We start from the raw sequence: 22,264 nt of genomic DNA, 5'->3' as shown, positions 1-22,264 counted from the left end.
CAAGGGGACTATCCGTGAGCCAGAATCCCGAAGCCGGCGCCGCCGCTACGCCCGACTTTCCACAACTGCTCGGCCATCCGCGTCCGCTGTGGATGCTGTTCATGACCGAATTCTGGGAACGCTTTGCGTTCTACAGCGTGAGCTGGGCGCTGGCGTTGTATATCGTCGCGCAGTTCTACCACGGCGATGCGTCGGGACAATCCTGGGCCAGTAATACCTACGGTGCGTACACCGCACTGATCTACGCCACCGGTATTTTCGGCGGCTACGTGGCGGACAAGTTGATCGGCTATCAGCGATCGATCCTGCTCGGCGCGCTGGTCATGGCGGCGGGACTTTTTACGATCATGCTGCCCAGCAAGGATGCGATGCTTCTGGGTCTGGCGATGGTGGTCGTCGGCGACGGCCTGTTCAAGCCGAACATTTCGTCGATGGTCGGTCAGTTGTATGGACCCAATGACGATCGCCGCGATCGCGGTTTCACGTTGTTCTATATGGGCATCAATGCCGGTGCCTTTGTGGCGCCCTTGTTGACCGGCTGGCTCGCGAGCTACTTCACCGATACGCCGATGGTGCAGAACTATCGCGCAGTGTTTGCAGCGGCCGGCGTCGGCATGCTGTTGAGCCTGCTTTGGTTCTGGTTCGGTCGCCGCGGTCTGCGAGGTGTGGGCCGTCCTGCGCCGGAAGCAGCGAGTCGCACGCGCGTGTTGTGGGTCTTCATCGGCGTGTTGGTGGCGGTGCCTGTCATTTACTTCGTGCTGTCGAAGATCAGCGCGCTGGGTCTGCAGTGGCTGCTCGGTCTGCTGTTCATTGGTGTTGCGGCGATGTTGATTGCCGAAGCGGCGCGTACCGGCAAAGTACAGGTGCATCGCGTAATCGCCATGCTGATCATCTTCGCCTTCAACCTGTTGTTCTGGATGTTCTACTTCCAGTTCGGCACGTCGTTCAATTTCCTTGCCGAAAACCTGGTCGACCGGAAGCTGTTTGGCGGTTGGGAATTCCCGGTGGGTTGGTATCAATCGGTGACGCCGCTGGCGATCATCGTGTTGGCGCCGATCGTGACGCAGGTGTGGTCGTTCTTGTCGCGCCGTCACATGGAGCCGTCGATTCCACGCAAGTTCGGCTTGGGCTTGATCTTCAACGGCCTGGGCTTTCTGGTGCTGGTGTATGCCTTGTCGCGTTTAATCGATCCGCGCGGATTGATCCCGTTCTGGCCGTTAACCACCTGCTACGTACTGCAGACGGTGGGCGAGCTGTGTCTGTCGCCCATTGGTTTGTCGATGGTGACAAAGCTGGCGCCGCCGCGTCTGGTTGGCGTCGCGATGGGCGGTTGGTTTCTGTCGCTAGCCGAGGGCGGCAATCTTTCGGGATTGCTTGCGGGCCATATCAGCGGTGAAAACGGTATGACCGCCGCTTCCGCTCTCAGCGGCTTCAATTTCAGCTTCTGGACACTCGTCGGTGCAGGCGTCGTGCTGTTGCTGATTTCGCCGCTGATCAACCGGTTGATGCACGGCGTGAGGTAAGCACGTGATTGTGCGGTGTGCATTAAATGGCTGGAAATGTCGCTACTCCAACCATTTATTAGGTACTTTTGTCACAATCGGATACCAAAGCGGGTCACACTGCGTGATGGTTAGAATATCGTCCGGTGGCCCAGAAGGTAGCTGCTGACCGAATTTTTGTGCTTTATGACTTAAGCACTTGGACTAGGGTGGTTTGAACTTGCGTTGAAGCATTTGCCGTAACAAACATTCACGCTTCTAGGGGGAAGTCATGTCGAGTCGTTGTTCGATGCAGCGCGGCGCATCGCGTCGCTCGTTGTCCGGTACTGTGAATTCGCGCATCAGTAGTTTGATGGGAGTTGCGTTCGCGATGGCTTTGAGCAGTGCAGCACACGCTGCGGCACCCCATGTATCGCAAACGGCAATGCCTGGTACCTCACAAGGTATCAATGGTCTGGCACAACCAATTTCTTTGATAGTCGGGAACGACGGCAACGTATATGGCGTTGCCGGCGTTGGGGGGATTCCCGGGCGAGGCGGTATTTTTTCAGTCACTCCCGCGGGGTCCTATACCGATCTCTACGAGATGACCGCGAACGATGGCGTACCGTTGAACGGATCGTATCCATTCTCAGGAAACGAGTACGGCCCAAAGCTTAGTCAGATGAGCAACGGAACACTGCTCTTTTCAAGTGCATTCCTGGGGCCTCCGTTAGTAAATGAAAATGAAGCGCCCGAAGGAACAGTGTCTACACTCTCTTCAGCGGGGTCGCTTACAAATCTCTTTACATTCTCCGTGACGCCGTCAGACGGCGGCGGCCTGTGGTCGTCGTCGAGTGGAGCATGCCCAACCGGTCTTTTCCAGGGAGCGGATGGCAATTTTTACGGTTACACGATGTGCTCCGCGATGATGACCACGTCCCAGGGCACCGTCAGTTCGCCATCGGTGGTATTTCGGGTTACACCGGGCGGCGTTGAAACCCCGATTTATGTTTCAACGGATGCGCTGCCGCCCAATACCCTTCAGATGGACCAGAATGGAGAATTTTATGGATCGTTACCGCAAGGAGCCATTTCCGGGTCGGCAGGCGACATTCTCTTCGAAATGAATTCGGGCGGTGACAGGACGTTGCTTTATACGCTCGACAGTGCCGATGGTAATTCCATAACAAGCTTGACGAAGGACGCACAGGGAAACTTGTTTGGTGCAACGTCTTGGGGCGGCGCGGGTGGAGCCGGTACCATTTTTGAGTACAGCGCGGCCGGGCAATTCTCAGTGTTGTACTCTTTCTCGTACGCAAACAACGATGGTTCTGTCTACGGAGAACCTACCGTCGTACCGAGCCTCATCGTTGGTGCAGACGGCAACCTGTATGGTGTCACCACAATCGGTGGTACCGCCAATAGCGGAACAGTTTTTCGAGTGTCCCCGAAAGGGGTCTTCACGTCTCTTTATAGTTTTACCGGGCAGCAGGCCAACGGTGGCTACTGGCCCAACGCCGTGCTGCAAGGTTCTGGTCGTGCCTTTTACGGCACCACTCAGCTTGGCGGGGCGAATGGAGGCGGCGAAGTTTTTCGCTTGACGGTGCCGGTCGCCGATGACCTCATTGGTAGCGGTCGTTCGTCGGTCATGTCTTATGGCCCGGGTGAACTTTCAACCTTGAATTCCATTAACAATGGCAGCGCCGTGATGCAGGCGATTGCTCAAGGTTACTACCCAGCGGCGGTGGGCGATTTCAATGGCGACGGCATCGCTGACATTCTTTGGACCAGCGCTAAGAATGACATGTACATCTGGTTCGGCAGCGCGAGCGGATATGTCCCCAAATACTACGGGACAGTCCCTTCTGGCTCGCAGATCGTTGGTGCGGGCGACATGAACAATGATGGTGTTGACGACATCGTGTTCAACAATGTGTCCCAGCACCTTCTTTCGTACGTGTTGATGGGCGACCCCAGTGCTTGGCCTATTTACAAGACGGTAAGTTACACCCCGGGTTATTACCCCATCGCGATTGGCGACTTCAATGGCGATGGCTACGCAGACATCGTCTGGACGAGCGCCAAAAACGATATTTACATCTGGTTCGCAGGGGCGAACGGCTTTACATCCAAATACATCACGACATTCCCTCCAGGATGGTTGCTTGAGGGCCGTGGCGATCTGGACGGTAACGGTACTGCAGATCTTGTTTGGGTCAATGCTTCCGGCACCGAGTGGGGCTACTGGATGATGAGCAATAGCGGGGCGGTACAACAGATTGTGGTTGAACCCATACCACCTCAGTTACAGGGCTATCACATCGCTACGGTTGCCGACTTTAACGGCGACGGTCGTGCCGACATTCTTTGGACAAACGGAATGAATACGATGCTGATGACCAATCAGGGCACGGCGTGCAATCCGAATAGTGGTTGCAGCTTTACGCTCTCCACACCGTCGTTTGTCGTGCCTAGCGGTCAAGTCATTTTCAACTCGGGTCTTCCCTCTACGGTTCCGATCTGGGCCAATTGATGCGGACAGCGTTGTAATTTCCTGCAAGTCGGGTTCGATCCTTGATCGGCCCGACTCGCCATAGGCGGATTTGCGGCCGGGCTAAAGTTCAGTGCGCCAGCAGCTTGTCCAGAATGCGCGTCAGCCACTCCTGCTCTTCTGCATCGAGCTTGGCCAACACTTCGCGTTCGCGGTTGCGCGCCATTGGCGCGACATCGTCGTGAATCAGCCAGCCGGCCTCGGTCAGGTTCAGCACGGAGCGGCGCTTGTCGCCGTCGTGCGTTTCACGGTGTACGCGACCGGCTTCCACTAGCCGGGCCAGTGCGCGGCTCACTGCGACTTTGTCCATCGCCGTCCGCTCGGCCACTTCGCGCGCCGACAGGCCGTGGAATCGGGCCAGCACCGCCATCACACGCCATTCGGTAACGCTAAGGTCGTAACGTCGCTGGTAATCGTCCGCGATGGCCTGGCTGACGGTGTTGGAGAGGATCGACAGCCGGTAGGGCAGGAAATGCTCCAGCTCGAGAGGGGCGTGTTCGGCGCCGACCGGGGCAGGCTTACGCGGATTGGGCATTGCGGCACTGTTCCTTGCAATTAGTTTCATTTGTAACTATAACGTGGTCCTTATCCCGATGGTGGCACGCTGCCGTGGCTGCCGTCGCGCATCGATTGACCAGGAGAGCGCCATGAACGCCCAACCCAACCTCGGTATGCAAGTCACCACCTTCGAGAACCCGATGGGTATCGATGGCTTCGAGTTCGTTGAGTTTGCCGCACCCGGCGCTCGCGGTGGCGAATTGCATGCACTGTTCAAGAACATGGGCTTCGCGCCGGTGCTCAAACACAAGAGCCGCGCGATCACTGTGTACCGCCAGGGTGGTGTGAACTTCCTGGTCAACGAAGAACCGAACTCCTTTGCAGCCGACTTCGCCGCCAAGCACGGCCCTTGCGCGTGCGGTTTCGCGATTCGCTTCAAGAAGCCCGCCAGCGAAGTGCTCAAGACCGTGCTCTCGAACGGCGGCGAAGCGCTGACCGATAAAGCGGATACGAAAGCGGTGAATGCGCCGGTGGTGAAGGGCATTGGCGATTGCATGCTGTACCTGATCGATCGTTACGGCAGCGCGGGCAGCATCTATGACGCCGATTACGCGCCGATTCCGGGTGCCGATCAGAATCCCGCAGGCTTCGGTCTGACCTTCATCGATCACCTCACGCACAACCTCTACTTCGGCAACATGCAGAAGTGGTCCGACTACTACGAACGTCTGTTCAATTTCCGCGAAATTCGCTACTTCGATATCAAGGGTGCCAAGACCGGCCTGGTGTCGAAGGCGATGACGGCGCCGGATGGCATCGTGCGCATACCGCTTAACGAATCGAGCGATCCGAAATCGCAGATCAATGAATATCTCGATGCGTATCACGGCGAAGGCATCCAGCACATCGCCTGCTTCACCGACAACATTTACGACACGGTGGAAGCGATGCGCGCGAAGGGCGTCGAATTCCTCGATACGCCGGATACGTACTTCGACGTGATCGAACACCGCATCCCCAATCATGGCGAAGATGTGCCGCGCCTGGCCAAGAACAAGATCCTGATCGACGCCGATCCGGAGACCAAGCAGCGCAAACTGCTGCAGATCTTCACGCAAAACAACATCGGGCCGATCTTCTTCGAGATCATTCAGCGCAAAGGCAACGAAGGTTTCGGCGAAGGCAACTTCCAGGCGTTGTTCGAATCGATCGAACGCGACCAGATGAAGCGCGGCGTGCTGTAACGCTTTAAAAGCCCCTCTCCCATCGGGAGAGGGGTTGGGGTGAGGGTTCGGCAGTGCAAGGAAGCATCAAACCACCGTTGCCGACCACGACGCGAAAGCTATTGCGCGGTCTCAGGCGAACGAGCACCGAAGCAGAACAAAAGCTCTGGTACCACCTTCGGGATAGTCGCTTGAATGGCTATAAATTCCGCCGCCAGCATGCAGTACCACCTTATGTCGTAGATTTCTATTGTGAAGCGAAACGTCTCGTAGTCGAATTGGATGGTTCGCAACACAACGAGCAGTCGGATCAAATACGCACGCAGTATCTGGTATCGCAAGGCATGGCGGTTTTGCGGTTCTGGGACAACGAGGCGTTGCAACAGACCGATGCGGTGCTTGAGGCGATATTGAGCGCTCTCGAACACCGCACCCTCACCCCCAACCCCTCTCCCGATGGGAGAGGGGAGTACTGAAACCAGGTGATGCGCGTGATCGAATCGAAGGGTTACCAATCCGGTTTTGGCAACGAGTTCGCTACGGAGGCGATTCCCGGCATTTTGCCGAAGGGACAGAATTCGCCGCAGCGCGTGGCGCATGGGTTGTATGCGGAGCAGTTGTCGGGCACCGCATTCACCGCGCCGCGTCACTGCAATCAGCGTAGCTGGCTCTACCGCATTCGGCCAGCGGCCATGCATCTGCCGTTCAAACCGAAACCGCACGGCACGTTTCACAATCGCTTCGACGAAGCGCCACCAACGCCCAATCAATTGCGCTGGGATCCATGGCCGATGCCGTCTGATCTGACGGATTTCGTCGACGGCCTTGTGACGCTTGCAGGCAACGGTGGCCCGGCGGAGCAAGCCGGTTGCGGCATTCATATCTATGCCGCGAACAGCTCGATGCAAGGGCGCTTCTTTTACGACGCGGATGGTGAGTTGCTCATCGTGCCGCAGCAGGGGCGTTTGCATATCGCGACGGAGTTGGGTGTGCTGGAAGTGAAGCCGCTCGAAGTCGCGGTGATTCCGCGTGGCGTTCGCTTCCGCGTGGAATTGCTGGATGGTGAAGCGCGCGGCTACGTCGCAGAAAACTTTGGTGCATTGCTGCGCTTACCCGATCTCGGTCCGATCGGCGCGAACTCGATGGCATTGCCGCGCGACTTCCTCGCGCCACATGCCGCTTATGAAGACGTCGAAGGCAACTTCGAGTTGATCAATAAATTCCAGGGTTCGCTGTGGACGGCTCGCATCGATCATTCGCCGCTGGATGTGGTGGCTTGGCACGGTAACTACGCGCCCTACAAATACGATCTCACCCACTTCAACACCGTTGGCTCTATCAGCGTGGATCATCCCGATCCGTCGATCTTCACGGTGCTCACCTCGCCAAGCGATACGCCCGGTACGGCAAACGTCGATTTCGTGATCTTCCCGCCGCGCTGGCTGGTGGCCGAGCACACATTCCGTCCGCCGTATTTCCATCGCAATGTCGCCAGCGAATTCATGGGCTTGATCGAAGGCGTTTACGACGCGAAGGCGGGCGGATTTGCGCCGGGCGGCGCTAGCCTGCATAACTGCATGAGCGGTCATGGTCCGGATGCCACGAGTTTCGAGAAAGCAAGTGTCGCGGATGTCAGCAAGCCTGATCATCTCACCGGCACGATGGCTTTCATGTTCGAAACGCGCAAGGTGATTCATCCGACCAAACAGGCGCTGGATGCACCACAGCTCCAGCACGATTACTACAAGTGCTGGCAAGGCATCAAAAAACATTTCAACCCGGAGCGTGCGTGATACGCACGTTGGCCGCCGAAAATCGAATACGTAGAGGGCTGCTAGTGAGTGCGGCCGACGGAGTGAAGGCATGAAACTGGGTAGTCTCAAGGAAGGCGGCCGTGATGGCACGCTGATCGTCGTCAGTCGCGATCTGACGCATGCGGTGAAAGCCACGGGCATCGCCGCGACCATGCAAGCAGCGCTGGATGATTGGTCGAACATTGCGCCACGCCTGAATGCGTTGTCGGAAGATCTCAATGCCGGTAAAGCGCCGGGTGCGTTTGCACTGGATATGAAAGTGCTGGCAGCGCCGCTTCCGCGCGCTTACGAATTTGTCGATGGCAGTGCTTATTTGCCCCACGTCGAGCGTGTGCGTCGTGCGCGTGGCGCAGAAGTGCCCGAATCGTTTTACGTCGATCCGCTGATGTATCAGGCGACCAGCGCCGGTTTCCTCGGTCCGCGCGATCCGGTGATTGTGCCGACCGAGGATTACGGTATCGATCTGGAGGCCGAAGTCGTGGTCGTTACGGATGACGTGCCGATGGCGGTGACGCCAGAGCAGGCAGCTGCGCATATTCAGCTGGTGGGTTTGATCAACGACGTCAGTCTGCGCAATCTGATTCCCAATGAGCTCGCCAAGGGTTTTGGCTTCCTGCAATCCAAGCCGCGCTCGGCGCTGTCGCCGGTTTTTGTAACGCCGGACGAACTGGGCGATGCGTGGCAGGATGAGAAGCTTCACCTGCCGATGCGCACATGGCTCAACGCCAAGTGGTTTGGCGAAGCGGAGTGCGGTGTCGACATGCAGTTCAATTTTGCGCAGCTCGTTGCGCACGCGGCCAAGACGCGGCCGCTCACGGCAGGAAGCATCGTGGGATCGGGCACGATTGCCAACGAAGATACGAGCAAGGGTGCGTCATGCCTTGCCGAGCAGCGCACCGTCGAAACGCTGGCGAGCGGGAAGCCCAGCACGCCATTCCTCAAGTACGGCGACACGTTGCGTATCGAGATCACCGACGCGCGTGGTGCGTCGATCTTCGGCGCTATCGAACAGGTTATCGCCCCGCAGAAGTGATGCACAGGTGACGTGGTGCGCCATCGGCGCTATCTTCTTCCGATCGCACGACGCGCGCATGCATCTCACAGACACAGGAGTTACGCCTCATGTCCCAAGTCACCCTGAAAGGCAACCCGATCAAGATCGACGGTCATTTTCCGGCCGTGGGCGATAAGGCACCGGCTTTCAGCCTCGTTGCCAAAGATCTGTCCGATGCGACGCTCGCGAACTTCAGCGGCAAGCGCAAAGTGTTGAACATCTTCCCGAGTGTGGATACGCCAACCTGCGCGATGTCCGTGCGTCACTTCAACCAAGCTGCCAGTGCACTGAGCAACACGGTGGTGCTGTGCATTTCCGCAGATCTACCTTTTGCACAAGCACGTTTTTGTGGCGCGGAAGGTCTTAGCAACGTGGTGACGTTGTCCACCATGCGTGGTCATGATTTCCTCAGGCATTACGGTGTGGCGATTGCCTCCAGTCCGCTGGCCGGTCTCGCCGCGCGCGCGGTGGTGGTGCTCGACGAGCACGACAAGGTGCTGCACACCGAGATGGTGAGCGAAATCGCGCAGGAACCCAATTACGATGCGGCGCTCGCGGCGTTGCATTGACGGTCGACATCGTTGATAAAAAAGCCGGGCTATGCCCGGCTTTTTTTGTTATCAGCCACCGTGCGCGCTATCCATGCGGTACTCATGGTTCCCCAGTAGCACCGGTACCCATGCGTAGCGTGGGCGTTGATTGTCTTGAGGCTTCAACGTCATGGACGCCGCATACGAGCGCATCGTTGTTCCTATGTTGGGGCGTGGCACGGCATCGATGAGCAGCATAGTCGCCACGGTGCCGTCTGCGTTGAATACAAGCATGTAATCGGCAATGCCGGAATCCGATGCCCGGCTGCCAAGCGGGCCAACGTAGTAATGTTTAGGCGTTTTCGGCGTGTGATGTTCGCGTGCCTGTTCCCTGGCCATGCCGAGGCGGATATCGGCATCGTGCTGAGCAACGAAGCTGTTCACGTCAGCCATGACGGCCGGCATGACCGATTGGTCGATTTTGTCCTTGATACGATCGACCAGCTCGGCGGCGTAGCTTTCCGTGGCGGTGCCCTGGCTCGCGGGGGACATCAATGCGTAATGGCTGTAAATCTGCGCCCAGTTCATCGCTTCACGATACTGTCCCGCTGCCAATTTCAGCTCCGCCATTTTCGCCATGGCTAGCGTGCTTCCGTGCAGGGCAGCGTTGCCCAGATACAGGGTGGCCTTGACGGGATCTTCTTGTACGGGTGAACCCGGAGCATGCTCGCCCATGTGGTAAAGCGACCCGAGCCTGTAAAGATCTTCAGGATCATCTTTCAGTCCGGGCGATTGCTCGAGATTGGCGAGCATGTGCTGGCGATCGGCCAATGGTTTGCTTTGGTCGAAGAGCGTTACCCAATCGGCGTCCGGCATGATGTCTTGAGAAGGAGGTGCTGCTATCCAACCGGTGTTATCCGCTGCGGCGACGGAGGTGGCGAGTCCCCATGGCAGACAGAGGCCTATCCCTAACCACAGTGCACGTTTCATCGCGACGTTCATCTCGGGGTTCCCTCCTGGACCTGGATGTTCGCGCCAGTATCGCGCTGGCGATGGCACAAAAAAAGCGGCCACACGAGGTGGCCGCCCTGATGCATGCGCTATGAGTGAAAACTTACTTCGCTGCGATCAACGCCTTGGTCATGTCCAACATACGGTTGGAGAAGCCCCACTCGTTGTCGTACCAGCTCAGCACTTTCACCAGCGTGCCGCCCATGACGCGCGTCTGCGTGGTGTCATAGATGGACGAGGCGGGGTTGTGGTTGAAGTCGATCGACACCAGCGGCTTGCTGTTGACATCGAGGATGCCCTTCAACGCACCCTGCGAAGCTTCAAGAATGGCCGCATCGATTTCTTCCTTCGTGGTCGGGCGTGCCGCGACGAAGGTGAGGTCGACCACCGAGACGTTGATCGTCGGCACGCGCATGGCGAAGCCGTCGAGCTTGCCGTTGAGTTCCGGCAGCACCAGGCCCACCGCGGCAGCAGCGCCGGTCTTGGTCGGAATCTGCGAATGCGTGGCCGAACGCGCGCGGCGCAGGTCGGAGTGATAGACGTCCGTCAGCACCTGATCGTTGGTGTAGGCGTGAATGGTCGTCATCAGGCCATGCACGATGCCGATCTTGTCGTTCAGAACCTTCGCCAGCGGCGCAAGGCAGTTGGTGGTGCACGAGGCGTTGGAGATGACTTGATGCTGCCCGGCCGAGATCTTGTCGTCGTTCACGCCGAACACGAAGGTGCCGTCGACGTCTTTGTCGCCCGGCGCGGAAATGATCACCTTCTTAGCGCCCGCAGCGATGTGCGCGCCGGCCTTGGCCTTGGAGGTGAACAGGCCCGTGCATTCCAGCACCACGTCCACGCCGAGTTCGCCCCAGGGCAACTTCGACGGATCGCGTTCCGCGCACACCTTGATGCGGTCGCCGTTGACGATCAGATCGCCACCGTCCACCGTCACCTGACCCGGGAAGCGGCCATGCGCGGTGTCGTATTGAGTAAGGTGCGCGTTGGTCTCGGCATTGCCGAGGTCGTTGATCGCGACGATCTGAAATTCGTTCGTACGACCGGATTCGTACAGCGCACGCAGAATGTTGCGGCCGATGCGACCGTAACCGTTGATGGCGACCTTGATGGCCATGGGACAGCGTCCTCCAAAGTGATGGCGAGCAGCAAAGCGGCGGTCCTGATGGGCCGCCGGAACGCGCATTTTAGCCCGAACCGGCTACTTCACGCAGGTAACCGGCCCCGGGCACAGGCAGGCATGCGCCGGGCCGGGCTATAAAGGCCCTTCTTGGTGCGGAGAAACCCCATGAGCGACGAGCAGTTGGTCGAGATCACCCTTGAGCAGACGGGCCCTTATGAATTCCGCGTCCGGTTCGACGGCACGCAGATTCCCGATCTGATCACGGATGAGAACCCGCCCTTGGGCAAGGATGCTGGGCCCAATCCATCGCGTCTGCTGGCGGTTTCCGTGGCGAACTGCCTGTCGGCCAGCCTGTTGTTCGCCTTGCGCAAATACAAGAACGATCCCGGGAAGCTGGTGACCAGGTCGCGAGCCACGGTGTCGCGAAATGAGCACGGCCGTCTACGTATCACGCACGTGGAAGTGGATCTGCAGCTCGGCGACAACGCATCCGCACTGGAGCATGCCCATCAAGCCTTCGCGCAATTCGAAAATTTTTGCATCGTCACCGAGAGCGTGCGGCAAGGTATTACGGTGAACGTCCGCGTGTTCGATGCGGCTGGCGATGTCGTGCATAACAGCAACGTCTGACTGTCATATCGACTATGGCAAGATGCTCCGTTTCCATCCGTCGAGTTGCCCGTATGTTCCGTGTACGCCGTATCGCTGCCGCTTTGTTCGTCACACTCGCCATCGCGCCGGTCGCCGAGGCGTGGGGCCCGCTTGGACACAGTGTCGTTGCCGAATTGGCGCAGCGCCATTTGAGTCCGGAGGCAACGGCGGAAATGGAACATCTGCTGGCGCTGGATCACACGACATCATTGGCCGACATTGCCAGCTGGCCGGACGAAATTCGCAACGATCCCAACCAGCAGGCCCTCTGGAAGGAAACACGTCCGCTGCATTACATCGACTTTCGCGATCCCAGCTGCGTGTATGTACCACCGCGCGATTGCAAGGATGGCAAGTGCGTCGTCGAGGCGCTTCCGCACTACGTGGCCATCCTGAGCGATCGCAGTCAGCCTGATGCGGCGCGACTGCAGGCGCTCAAGTTCGTCGTGCATTTCGTGGGCGATATTCATCAGCCGCTGCACGGCAATTTCCAAAACGATGCGGGTGCCAACAACTATCAGGTGCAATTCCAGGGGCAGGGCACCAATCTGCATCGCGTGTGGGATTCGGGTCTGCTCGGCACACGCAACATGGATTGGAAAGCCTACGCGAACATGCTCGATGCAGAAGGCTTCGAGCCGTTGCCGCAGCCGATCGCTCCGCTGGACAACCCCTACGCACAATGGGCGGAGGAGTCGTGCCAGATCACGCGCACCATCTATCCGGACGGCCACAAGATCGATCAGGCCTATATCGATGCCAACCTGCCCATCGCGGATAACCGGTTGCGCGAGGCAGGCCGCCGCCTGGCCGAAGTACTGAATATCGCGCTGCAAAACGGGTGATGAGGCTGGCCGCCTCCGTCCCTGCATACGTATTCAGAATTTTGACGAGTGGGCGGGGCGAGACGGGCGCCAAGGTCGTAAGCGTTGCGTGAACATCGTGACGCAAGTCTCCCATGCACGGATTGAGGCGAGGCGCGTTGGAAAATCTGGTTGGCTCATAAATCTCTCGAATGGAATGGACTTACGAGAGCTGGTATTGCGTGCGTGCTGCACTTGATATGCGGCTATGACTCGAAAGTGTTGACGACGCCGTTCTCAAAAAAAGCACTCGCACGGGTATACGTTTATCCGTCCATTTCGAGCGCTCAATTTTGACGCACTGCGACAGTACGCATGCGTTGGCAAAAAGCAGTTGTCGAGTCGCCGTTCAGTTCTGCTAGTCTGCAAAGACAACTGCAGAAAATGACGCAATGACTACCGACACTCATCTACGCCGCACCAAGATTGTTGCCACCCTGGGCCCTGCCACCGACGCGCCTGGCATGCTCGAGCGAATCATCGCCGAAGGCGTCGATGTCGTTCGTCTTAATCTCTCGCATGGTCAATCCGACGATCATCGCGCCCGCGCCGTCGCAGTGCGCAAGGCGGCAGAGAAGGTAGGGCGCGAAGTCGGCATTCTTGCCGACCTGCAAGGTCCGAAGATTCGCGTTGAGCGCTTCGCCAATGGCCCGATCGAATTGCGCGATGGCGAACCGTTCGTGCTGGACTGCCGTGCCGATGCGCCGCCTGGCGATACGACGCGCGTTGGCGTGAGCTACCTCGGTTTGCCGCAGGACGTGCATGCCGGCGACGTGCTTTTATTGGACGATGGCTTGGTAGCGCTAACCGTGCTTGAGGTTGTCGGCGCGGAAGTGCGCTGCCAGGTTTTGATCGGCGGCCGTCTTTCAGACCGCAAGGGACTGAACCGTCAGGGCGGTGGTTTGTCCGTGGCCGCGTTGTCCGACAAGGACAAGGCCGACATCAAGTTGGCCGCGGAAATCGGTGCGGACTTTCTCGCGGTGTCCTTTGTGCGCTCAGGCGCAGACATGGATCTGGCGCGAAAGCTGTTGCACGAAGCCGGCGGCAACGCATCGCTAGTAGCGAAGATCGAACGCGCCGATGCCATTCCTGTGCTCGGCGAAATCATCGATGCGTCGGATGTTGTCATGGTGGCGCGCGGCGACCTGGGTGTGGAAATCGGCGACGCCGAGTTGCCGGGCCTGCAGAAAAAGATCATTCGCGAAGCGGTGCAACGCAACCGCGCGGTGATTACCGCCACGCAGATGCTGCAGTCGATGGTGAAGTCGCCCATTCCGACGCGTGCCGAAGTGCTGGACGTCGCCAACGCCGTGATCGACGGCACCGATGCGGTGATGCTGTCGGAAGAATCCGCGGCCGGTGCGCACCCAGACAAGGCCGTAGCTGCTTTGCGTCGCATCTGTCTCGGCGCCGAACGCCAATTCGAGCCAAAGGAAGACCTGAGCACGGCGGGACATCGCCTTGATCGCACCGACCAGGCCATCGCGAAAGCGGCCATGTTGCTGGCCAGCGAAGTAGGCGTACGCGCCATTGTTGCCTTGACCGAATCCGGTGCGACGGCGCAATGGCTGTCGCGCTATCGCAGCGCGGTGCCGATCTACGCACTGTCACCGTTCGACGATGCGCGTCGCCGTATGCTGGTGCTGCGCGACGTGCAGCCCGTCAAGTTCACACATGACACGTTGAACCCTGCCGTATCGGCACGCGAAGCCGTGCGTCAGATGTTCGCGATGGGCAAGCTCTCCGATGGCGATCGCGTCGTGCTGACGCATGGCGACCACATCGGCCGCGGCGGTGGCACGAATACACTGAAGCTTCTTTCCGTAGGCGCGGAAGGCATGGTGGAAAGTCTTCGCGATCTTTAGTTAGTTCGAACCGTCAGGGAGGGGGTATGAAGACGACGTTGTTTACGGTGCTTTGCATCGCTATCCGTCTGGGTGCTGTTCTGCTCGCTGTGAACATTCTGGAACAGTTGCCGTTCTGGCTTTCGCAATCGCACCCCGGGAGCGTCTATACCCTCTATCAGCTGTTGTTAGGGCTCTTCGTTCTCGTCCTGGCAACCGTACTTTGGGTACGCCCGGGCATACTTGCCTGGTGGGCCATCGGCAAAGGACAGCGCGAAATTCTGGAGAGTCCGATAAGTGCTGATCAGGTGCAGCATATCGCCTTTTCGGTGTTGGGCATGTGGATGATTATTTCGGGTTTTGGCGGTTGTATCAGCCACCTGATGATCATGCTGTTTCTTCGCGAGCGCGTGGCCGATGCTGCGACGGGGGTGCTGCCGCCCGGCGAATGGCGGTACGTGTGCTCTTACACCCTCGAAGCCCTGGCAGGTGGTGCTCTCGCCGTAGGATCTCGTGGCCTGATCGGTTTGCTGCACAGGCTGCGCGGTTATCCTGTCAACGAAACAGTTGCATCAGGCGATAGCGCTGCAGAGGCGCGCGACGATTAAACTGCATACTCATCCCCACTTTCCGCGGTAGGCAGGAGATATCCCCATGAACATCACTTCTTGTCGTGTCCGATCCGCACTGCTCGTGGCGCTGGCTGTCGCTAGCAGCGCACCTGTCATGGCGCAACAACCCCGTCGCGTCGCGCCGGAGCAGCTTCCCTATACGTGGGTTCTGACCAACAGCGATGTCTCGGTGGATGTGCCCAATAGCGGCGTGAACATCTATAAGCCCGGGTGCGTGGCGGTGACGTACAACGTTGGTTCCGATGGCGTGCCGTACAACGTGATGGTGGCCAAGGTGGTGCCGGCGAGCGATCTCGGCAAGGCCGCGGTCAGCGCGGTATCCCACTTCCGCTACGCGCCGTCGAAGATCAACAAGCAGGGCGAGCCGGTGTCGACGTATTACGTCGTGCCCTTCAACGCTCCGGATGACCCCAAGGAGCAGGCCGCAGTGATGGCGCCCTGCAAGCTTCCCGGCTACGCGCCGACCTGACGCCAGGCGCTGAAAGGACCCGGCCGGAACCCCTCCGGCCGGTTGGGGCTATAATTCCCGACTTTCTAACTAACCGCCCGTACGGGTGGCGTCCTTCTTGCGGCCCTATGCCGCCCAAGTGTTACGGAGTCGTCCCATGAGCATTGAAGATCTCGAGAGCATCGCCCTGGCGATGGTCGCACCTGGCAAAGGCATCATCGCGATCGATGAGTCGACCAACACTATCAAGAAGCGCTTCGAGGCCGTCGGCATCGAAAACACAGAAGAAAACCGCCGCGCCTACCGCGAGCTGCTGCTCACCTCGCCGAATCTCTCCGAACACATTTCCGGCGCGATCCTGTACGACGAAACCATTCGCCAGTCCACCAAGGACGGCGTGCCTTTCACCCAGGTGATGAAGAAGAACGGCATCATCCCGGGCATCAAAGTCGATAAAGGCCCCGTGCCGCTGGCCGGTTTCCCGGGCGACGTGGTGACCGAAGGCCTCGATGGCCTGCGCGAGCGCCTGGCCGAATACGTGAAGCTCGGCGCGCACTTCGCCAAGTGGCGCGCCGTGATCAACATCAGCGAAGACAACCCCAGCTCCACCGCGATCGAAGCGAACTGCCACGCGCTGGCCCGCTATGCCGCGCTGTGCCAGGAAGCCGGCCTGGTGCCGATGGTCGAGCCGGAAGTGATCATGGATGGCGACCACACCATCGAAGTCAGCTACGAAGTGCATGAAGCCGTGCTGCGCAGCCTGTTCAACGCGCTGTATGAGCAGAACGTGCTGCTGGAAGGCACCATCCTGAAGACCAGCATGGTGATTCCGGGCAAGGAATCGGACGAGCAGGTGAGCGTGGAAGAAGTGGCTGAAGCCACGGTGCGCGTGCTCAAGACCACCGTGCCGGCGACACTGCCGGGCATCGTGTTCCTTTCCGGTGGTCAGAGCGACGAGCAATCCACCGCGCACCTCAATGCGATGAATCGCATGGGCCCGCATCCCTGGCCGCTGTCGTTCTCCTACGGTCGCGCCATGCAGCAGGCCGCGTTGAAGCTCTGGTCGGAAGACATGAAGGGCAACTACGCCGAAGCGCAGAAGACGGTTTCCGCTCGCGCCAAGGACAACGGTCTGGCCGCGCTGGGACAGTGGAAGGGCTGATCGCCTTCATCGATAATTTCGTCGATAAAAGAAAGGGCGCCAACATGGCGCCCTTTTTTATTTCAACAGACAACGTCGATCGACAACTTGTTATTAGAAGCGGTATTCGGCAGCGACCGTGACGGCGTTGGTGTCCAACTGCACACCCTGGTTGCCACCGCGGCTGGAGCCGTCGTAATAGTTGTAGTTCACACCAACGCTGAAGTGCTGGTTGATGTTGTAGCCAACACCCACGCCGGCGTAGGGACGAACGCGCTCGAAACGAGCGTAAGAACCATCATACGCGTTGGTCAGGCCCTGGCCTTCCGCATAGAAAGCGCCAGCGCGGACTTCGGCGTACCAGTCTGGATTGAAGTTCCAGCGCAGGTTTGCACCCAGGGTCGGGCCGTGGAGACGCGCACGGTCGGAGGACGAATCGTTGGCACCCTTGGCGTCGACCGCACCCAGGTACTGGTAACCGGCTTCTACGCCAACCGAGGCTTCCGGGTTGATGGCGAAACGGTAACCGCCGTTGATGCCGCCAATGTAGTTGCCCTGATTGTCATAGCGGCCATTGTTGACCTCGCCGTAGCCGGCTTGCGCGCCGACATACCAGCCCTGCTGGGCCGTCTGAGTGGGAGCGCTCTGCGCGAACACGGCGGGAACGGTAGCAACACCGACAGTAGCGAGGGCAATAGCAAACAGCGTCTTTTTCATGGGGGATTCCTTCTTAACTCTTAGGTATCCAGACCACGGCGCCTTGGGGAGAGGCTTCATGCCGGGCTGGGCTCCGTTCGTCGACGGTGCTGGTCAATTAGATGGGGAGGCGGCTGAAGGGTTTCAATACCGATTGGTACAGTATTAAGCCGAAGTTAATGTCAACGGGCAGTTGGAGGGTTCTTTCACTCGTTAAGGATGGCCGGGAGCAGTGGGGATCGGAGACAATGCGGACTTTTCACGCCGCCACTTCCGGAGATTCCCCGAATGACCACCCGCCGCGTACTCGCCAACGCCATCCGCGCCCTGGCCATGGATGCTGTCGAGAAAGCCAACTCCGGCCATCCGGGCATGCCCATGGGTATGGCCGATATCGCCGAAGTCCTCTGGAACGACTTCCTCCAGTTCAACCCCGGCAATCCGAAGTGGCCCAATCGCGACCGGTTTGTGCTCTCCAACGGTCACGGCTCGATGCTTCAGTATGCGGCGTTGCATCTGAGCGGCTTCGATCTGCCGATGTCGGAGCTTGAGCGTTTCCGTCAGTGGCACTCCAAGACCCCGGGACATCCGGAAGCGGCCGATACAGTCGGCGTGGAAACCACCACCGGTCCGCTCGGTCAGGGCATCGCCAATTCGGTGGGTTTTGCGCTCGCCGAAAAATTGCTTGCACAGCACTTCAATCGTCCGGGTCATGACATCGTCGATCACCGCACCTACGTCTTCGCGGGCGACGGTTGCTTGATGGAAGGTGTGTCGCATGAGGCCGCGTCGCTTGCCGGTACGTGGAAGCTAGGCAAGCTGGTTCTGGTTTACGACGACAACAAGATCTCCATCGACGGTGAAGTGGAAGGCTGGTTCACCGACGACACCGCCAAGCGCTTCGACGCGTATGGCTGGAACGTGATCGGCCCGATCGATGGCCACGATGCCGAAGCGGTAAAGCAAGCCTTCGTGCAGGCGAACGCGCAGAGCGAAAAACCGACGATCATCATCTGCAAGACGATCATCGGTTTTGGCGCTCCGAACAAGGAAGGCAAGGAAGAAGCGCACGGTTCTGCGCTGGGCAAGAGCGAAGTGGCCGCCGCGCGCGACATGCTCGACTGGCGCTATCCGCCCTTCGTGATTCCGGACGAAATTTACGCCGCGTGGGACAAGAAGAAAATCGGTGCCGAACGCGAGAAGAAGTGGAACGACGCCTTCGCCAAGTACCAGGCGGAGTATCCCGAGCTTGCCGCAGAGTTCGTTCGCCGCACCGCCAGCGAGCTGCCCAAAGATTGGGCCAGCAAGTCGCAGGCGTTTGTCGAAAAGATGCAGGCAGATGGCCCGGATGTCGCTTCGCGCAAGGCCTCGCAGATGACGCTGGATGCGTTCGGCCCGCTGCTGCCCGAACTGATCGGCGGATCGGCTGACCTGGCGCCTTCCAATCTCACGATGTGGAAGGGCAGCAAGACCATCACCGGCCCGGATGGCAACTATGTGCATTACGGCGTGCGCGAATTCGGTATGAGCGCGATCGCGAACGGCGTGGCGTTGTATGGCGGACTGCTTCCGTACGACGGCACGTTCCTGGTGTTTTCCGATTACGCGCGCAATGCCGTGCGCATGAGCTGCCTGATTCCGGCGCATGTCATTCACGTCTATACGCACGATTCGATTGGTCTGGGCGAAGACGGCCCGACCCATCAACCGATCGAGCACATCAGTTCGCTGCGTCTGATTCCGAACAATCGCTTGTGGCGTCCATGTGACGCGGCAGAGTCGGCCGTGTCATGGAAGGTGGCAGTCGAACGCAAAGGCAAGCCGTCGTGCCTGATCTTCTCGCGTCAGACGCTCAAGCATCAGCAACGCACCGCGCAGCAGCTGGCGGACATTCAGCGCGGCGCTTACGTGCTTTCCGATCCGGCGGATACCAAGTTCAAGGCGATCATCATCGCGACTGGTTCGGAAGTGGAGCTGGCGATGGAAGCGGCACGCACGCTTGCCCAGCAAAATATTCCCGTGCGCGTGGTGTCGATGCCCTGCACGGAAGAATTCGATGCACAGCCAGCGGAATATCGTGAAGCCATTCTGCCGGGCTGGTGCCGTGCACGCGTGGCGGTGGAAGCGGCCAATGCGGATTTTTGGGGCAAGTATGTGGGCCTTGACGGTGCAGTCATTGGCATGACTACGTTCGGTGCATCGGCGCCGGCGCCGATATTGTTCGAAAAGTTTGGTTTCACCGTTGCGCATGTCGTCGATACGGTGAAGAAAGTTATTGGCTGATCATGCGCTTTATTCCCTCTCCTCATTGGGGAGAGGGAGAAAGCGATAAGTCCAGTTTCGCGAAAACCGCAACTGGTACCTCACCGTCATTCCGGCGCAGGCCGGAATCCAGTGGCGATAACGGTTGTACGCTTCCTCACGAACTGGTTGCGAGGACACTAGATTCCGGCCTGCGCCGGAATGACGGTGAGGCTAGGCTGGAATTGCTCCGCGTCGACCCAATCAACCGCTAGCAAGCGTCGTCACAACCCCAAACGCAATCGCCATCACCACGGCAACCGCAAGACACGCACTCGTCAAACGAATGCGATGCGCATCGACACGCGGAATCAACCGCCACATCGCGATAACTCCCACCAGCATCGACAACACCAGCGACGCACGGAACGTTCCGCTAGCCAGCAGCGGGCCAAACGGCGCACGCATGATGCCCAGATGCGCCGCGACACCCGCACTAAGCAGCATGGTAGACAGACACCAGATCAAGCACGCCAGATAGACGCGGTTGAAAACCACCGACGTACGCTCGTTCCAACGCAACACGATCCACGCGATCACCGCAGGCGCCACGGCGCCAACGCTGCTGAACAACACCCACCAGATCAGGCTGCTGAGCAGCGTAAGCACACTCGTCATGCGGTTTCCTTGAAGCCCATGCGACGGAGGGATTTATCCATCAGCCACGCAGGGCCAACCAAAAGGTAAGCGAGATCGGTAAAGAAGCTTGGGCGCTGGCCTTCAATCAGATGTCCGATGAATTGGCCGATCCAGGCGACGACGAAGACGACGATGCCAAGCTTGAGCAAGTCACGTGGCCCGAATTGCTGAAACAGGTAGTAGCAACTCAACGCAAACAGCACCAATACGATCAGCAATGCAGCGCCAAGACGGTGCGAATGTTTCCAGTACCACGTGAATGCAAGAACGATGGCCAGCACCGACCACGCGCCCGGATGCAACAAGGATTCGGGAACGGGAATCGTCCACATCATCGCGATGGCGCTCCACAGGATTAGCGGCACGCAAATCCAGTGCAGCACTTGATTCGTCGGATGCTGATGATCGCGGCTGTAGCTGTCGAGCCAGTCGCGCATGCTGCGGGGGCCGTGCATGGTGTCTTGCGATGTCATCCGTGTGCGCCGCTCTTGGAGAAAAGGTTGAGTACCAGCACGCCCGCCACGATCAGGGCGATACCAAAGACGGCGGCCAGATCGAGCTTCTGCCGATAAATCACCACGCCGATCAGCGCGATCAACGCCGTTCCCGCACCCGACCATACGGCGTACGCAATGCCGAGCGGAATCTGCCGCAGCGTTAGGCTGAGGCAATAAAACGCCATGGCGTAACCCGCGACAACGATCACGCTCGGCCACAGATGCGTAAAACCATCCGCGGCCTTCAGCGCACTGGTTGCGATGACCTCGGCACCAATCGCGAGGCCCAGGCTAAGCCACGCGTTCATAGGGTCAATCCAGCTTGATGTCAGCGAGACGTTGCAGCGCTTCGGCATATTTCGCCGCGGTGCCAGCGATCACGTCGGCGGGAACTTTCGGCGCGGGTGGCTGCTTGTTCCAGCCCAGCTTTTCCAGATAGTCGCGCACGAACTGCTTGTCGTAACTGGGTGGGCTGATGCCGACCTGATACTGATCGGCGGGCCAGAAGCGCGACGAATCGGGCGTCAGCATTTCATCCATCACGTACAGCTTGCCGTCTTCGTCGGTGCCGAATTCGAACTTGGTGTCGGCGATGATGATGCCGCGCTTCGCAGCATACTCAGCCGCCCATTTGTAGATGGCGAGCGTTGCATCGCGCACCTGTTCGGCCAGATCTTTGCCGACCGCCGAAACCACGGCATCGAAACTGACGTTTTCGTCGTGATCGCCCACGGCGGCTTTCGTCGATGGCGTGAAAATCGGTTCGGGCAACTGCTCGGCCTGGCGCAAGCCGACGGGAAGTTTGATACCGCACAGCGAACCGGTTGCCTGGTAGTCCTTCCAGCCCGAGCCAATCAGATAACCGCGCGCAATCGCTTCCACCGGCACCGGCTTCAGATGCTTGGTGACGACCGCGCGCTTGCTGTAAAGCGCCAGGTCTGTGCCCTTGGGCAGCACCTCTTCCAACGGCGTGTGCAGCAGGTGGTTCGGAACGATATGCGCGGTCTTGCCGAACCAGAAATTCGAGATCTGCGTCAGCATTTCGCCCTTGCCAGGAATCGGGTCCGGGAGCACTACGTCGAAAGCCGACAGGCGGTCGGTCGCCACGATCAGCAAGCGCTTGCCGGGCAGGGAATACACATCGCGCACCTTGCCGCGGTGGATAAGCTCAAGGCCGGGCAGGTTCGATTGCGAGAGGGTGGTCGGCACGGCGCGCTCCAAGGGGTCAAACAAGCGGACTATTGTAACGGTCTGGGCCAGC

The 22,264-nt window shown here is 59.0% G+C and carries 22 protein-coding genes; 14 read left to right on the top strand and 8 right to left on the bottom strand.

Translation table 11 applies throughout. The features are described from left to right. Nucleotides 1-14 precede the first annotated feature (14 nt). Nucleotides 15-1,523: a peptide MFS transporter gene (locus tag EKH79_RS08890; protein WP_126673439.1), complete on the top strand. Its 1,509-nt coding sequence runs from the start codon at nucleotides 15-17 to the stop codon at nucleotides 1,521-1,523. A 349-nt stretch (nucleotides 1,524-1,872) separates the two neighbouring features. Next, nucleotides 1,873-4,017, top strand: coding sequence for a choice-of-anchor tandem repeat GloVer-containing protein (locus tag EKH79_RS08885; RefSeq protein ID WP_158621217.1), 2,145 nt, complete (start codon nucleotides 1,873-1,875; stop codon nucleotides 4,015-4,017). An 88-nt stretch (nucleotides 4,018-4,105) separates the two neighbouring features. On the opposite strand, the gene EKH79_RS08880 is transcribed toward EKH79_RS08885, so the two are convergent. Continuing rightward, nucleotides 4,106-4,570, bottom strand: a complete 465-nt coding sequence (locus EKH79_RS08880) for a MarR family winged helix-turn-helix transcriptional regulator (RefSeq protein ID WP_126673437.1) — start codon at nucleotides 4,568-4,570, stop codon at nucleotides 4,106-4,108. A gap of 112 nt (nucleotides 4,571-4,682) precedes the next feature. On the opposite strand from EKH79_RS08880, the gene hppD reads away from it, so the two are divergent. The 5 genes from hppD to tpx all read left to right on the top strand — a co-directional run bounded on the left by hppD (nucleotide 4,683) and on the right by tpx (nucleotide 9,193). Further along, nucleotides 4,683-5,777 carry a 4-hydroxyphenylpyruvate dioxygenase gene (gene hppD, locus EKH79_RS08875; protein WP_126673436.1) on the top strand — a complete coding sequence of 365 codons (1,095 nt, stop codon included), beginning with the start codon at nucleotides 4,683-4,685 and terminating at the stop codon, nucleotides 5,775-5,777. 77 nt (nucleotides 5,778-5,854) lie between these two features. Next, complete coding sequence (locus EKH79_RS08870) at nucleotides 5,855-6,232, top strand: endonuclease domain-containing protein (RefSeq protein WP_325050599.1); 378 nt, start codon at nucleotides 5,855-5,857, stop codon at nucleotides 6,230-6,232. Nucleotides 6,233-6,241: 9 nt separating this feature from the next. Beyond that, entirely contained in the window at nucleotides 6,242-7,549 is a 1,308-nt protein-coding gene (gene hmgA, locus EKH79_RS08865) for a homogentisate 1,2-dioxygenase (RefSeq protein WP_126673434.1), read from the top strand. Between the two features lie 70 nt (nucleotides 7,550-7,619). Next, complete coding sequence (locus EKH79_RS08860; RefSeq protein WP_126673433.1) at nucleotides 7,620-8,603, top strand: fumarylacetoacetate hydrolase family protein; 984 nt, start codon at nucleotides 7,620-7,622, stop codon at nucleotides 8,601-8,603. An 89-nt stretch (nucleotides 8,604-8,692) separates the two neighbouring features. Beyond that, entirely contained in the window at nucleotides 8,693-9,193 is a 501-nt protein-coding gene (gene tpx / locus EKH79_RS08855) for a thiol peroxidase (protein ID WP_126673432.1), read from the top strand. A gap of 51 nt (nucleotides 9,194-9,244) precedes the next feature. Here tpx and EKH79_RS08850 read toward each other — a convergent pair whose 3' ends face one another. Beyond that, the gene (locus EKH79_RS08850) at nucleotides 9,245-10,156 is read right to left on the bottom strand and encodes a hypothetical protein (RefSeq protein WP_126673431.1); all 912 of its coding nucleotides are present in this window, start codon (nucleotides 10,154-10,156) and stop codon (nucleotides 9,245-9,247) included. A gap of 112 nt (nucleotides 10,157-10,268) precedes the next feature. After that, a complete protein-coding gene (gene gap, locus EKH79_RS08845) occupies nucleotides 10,269-11,285 on the bottom strand; it encodes a type I glyceraldehyde-3-phosphate dehydrogenase (RefSeq protein ID WP_126673430.1) in 1,017 nt (338 codons plus the stop codon). 171 nt (nucleotides 11,286-11,456) lie between these two features. Here gap and EKH79_RS08840 point away from each other — a divergent pair, with 171 nt between their 5' ends. The 6 genes from EKH79_RS08840 to EKH79_RS08815 all read left to right on the top strand — a co-directional run bounded on the left by EKH79_RS08840 (nucleotide 11,457) and on the right by EKH79_RS08815 (nucleotide 16,891). After that, complete coding sequence (locus EKH79_RS08840) at nucleotides 11,457-11,921, top strand: OsmC family protein (RefSeq protein ID WP_126673429.1); 465 nt, start codon at nucleotides 11,457-11,459, stop codon at nucleotides 11,919-11,921. Between the two features lie 53 nt (nucleotides 11,922-11,974). Further along, entirely contained in the window at nucleotides 11,975-12,787 is an 813-nt protein-coding gene (locus EKH79_RS08835; protein WP_126673428.1) for a S1/P1 nuclease, read from the top strand. 410 nt (nucleotides 12,788-13,197) lie between these two features. Beyond that, nucleotides 13,198-14,670 carry a pyruvate kinase gene (gene pyk / locus EKH79_RS08830; protein WP_126673427.1) on the top strand — a complete coding sequence of 491 codons (1,473 nt, stop codon included), beginning with the start codon at nucleotides 13,198-13,200 and terminating at the stop codon, nucleotides 14,668-14,670. A gap of 26 nt (nucleotides 14,671-14,696) precedes the next feature. After that, on the top strand, nucleotides 14,697-15,257 hold the full coding sequence (locus EKH79_RS08825) for a hypothetical protein (RefSeq protein WP_126673426.1): 561 nt from the start codon (nucleotides 14,697-14,699) through the stop codon (nucleotides 15,255-15,257). Nucleotides 15,258-15,303: 46 nt separating this feature from the next. Continuing rightward, nucleotides 15,304-15,750, top strand: a complete 447-nt coding sequence (locus EKH79_RS08820) for an energy transducer TonB (RefSeq protein WP_126673425.1) — start codon at nucleotides 15,304-15,306, stop codon at nucleotides 15,748-15,750. A gap of 136 nt (nucleotides 15,751-15,886) precedes the next feature. After that, nucleotides 15,887-16,891 carry a class I fructose-bisphosphate aldolase gene (locus EKH79_RS08815; RefSeq protein WP_126673424.1) on the top strand — a complete coding sequence of 335 codons (1,005 nt, stop codon included), beginning with the start codon at nucleotides 15,887-15,889 and terminating at the stop codon, nucleotides 16,889-16,891. 93 nt (nucleotides 16,892-16,984) lie between these two features. Here EKH79_RS08815 and EKH79_RS08810 read toward each other — a convergent pair whose 3' ends face one another. Beyond that, the gene (locus EKH79_RS08810) at nucleotides 16,985-17,587 is read right to left on the bottom strand and encodes an outer membrane protein (RefSeq protein ID WP_126673423.1); all 603 of its coding nucleotides are present in this window, start codon (nucleotides 17,585-17,587) and stop codon (nucleotides 16,985-16,987) included. A 267-nt stretch (nucleotides 17,588-17,854) separates the two neighbouring features. On the opposite strand from EKH79_RS08810, the gene tkt reads away from it, so the two are divergent. Further along, a complete protein-coding gene (gene tkt, locus EKH79_RS08805; RefSeq protein ID WP_126673422.1) occupies nucleotides 17,855-19,849 on the top strand; it encodes a transketolase in 1,995 nt (664 codons plus the stop codon). A gap of 222 nt (nucleotides 19,850-20,071) precedes the next feature. On the opposite strand, the gene EKH79_RS08800 is transcribed toward tkt, so the two are convergent. The 4 genes from EKH79_RS08800 to EKH79_RS08785 are packed head-to-tail and all read right to left on the bottom strand — an operon-like array spanning nucleotide 20,072 to nucleotide 22,212. Then, on the bottom strand, nucleotides 20,072-20,485 hold the full coding sequence (locus EKH79_RS08800) for a hypothetical protein (protein ID WP_126673421.1): 414 nt from the start codon (nucleotides 20,483-20,485) through the stop codon (nucleotides 20,072-20,074). Further along, complete coding sequence (locus tag EKH79_RS08795) at nucleotides 20,482-20,979, bottom strand: Mpo1 family 2-hydroxy fatty acid dioxygenase (protein WP_233590249.1); 498 nt, start codon at nucleotides 20,977-20,979, stop codon at nucleotides 20,482-20,484. Before EKH79_RS08795 ends, EKH79_RS08800 begins: the two co-directional genes overlap by 4 nt. Next, a complete protein-coding gene (locus tag EKH79_RS08790) occupies nucleotides 20,976-21,311 on the bottom strand; it encodes a DMT family transporter (protein ID WP_126673420.1) in 336 nt (111 codons plus the stop codon). The genes EKH79_RS08795 and EKH79_RS08790 overlap by 4 nt, the downstream gene beginning before the upstream one ends. A gap of 4 nt (nucleotides 21,312-21,315) precedes the next feature. Beyond that, complete coding sequence (locus EKH79_RS08785; protein ID WP_126673419.1) at nucleotides 21,316-22,212, bottom strand: phosphoribosylaminoimidazolesuccinocarboxamide synthase; 897 nt, start codon at nucleotides 22,210-22,212, stop codon at nucleotides 21,316-21,318. Nucleotides 22,213-22,264 lie beyond the last annotated feature (52 nt).

Source organism: Dyella dinghuensis, assembly GCF_003977615.1.
GTDB classification, from domain to species: domain Bacteria; phylum Pseudomonadota; class Gammaproteobacteria; order Xanthomonadales; family Rhodanobacteraceae; genus Dyella_B; species Dyella_B dinghuensis.
The sequence above is the reverse complement of the archived record's forward strand: the minus strand, read 5'-3'. Positions and strand labels throughout refer to the sequence as shown.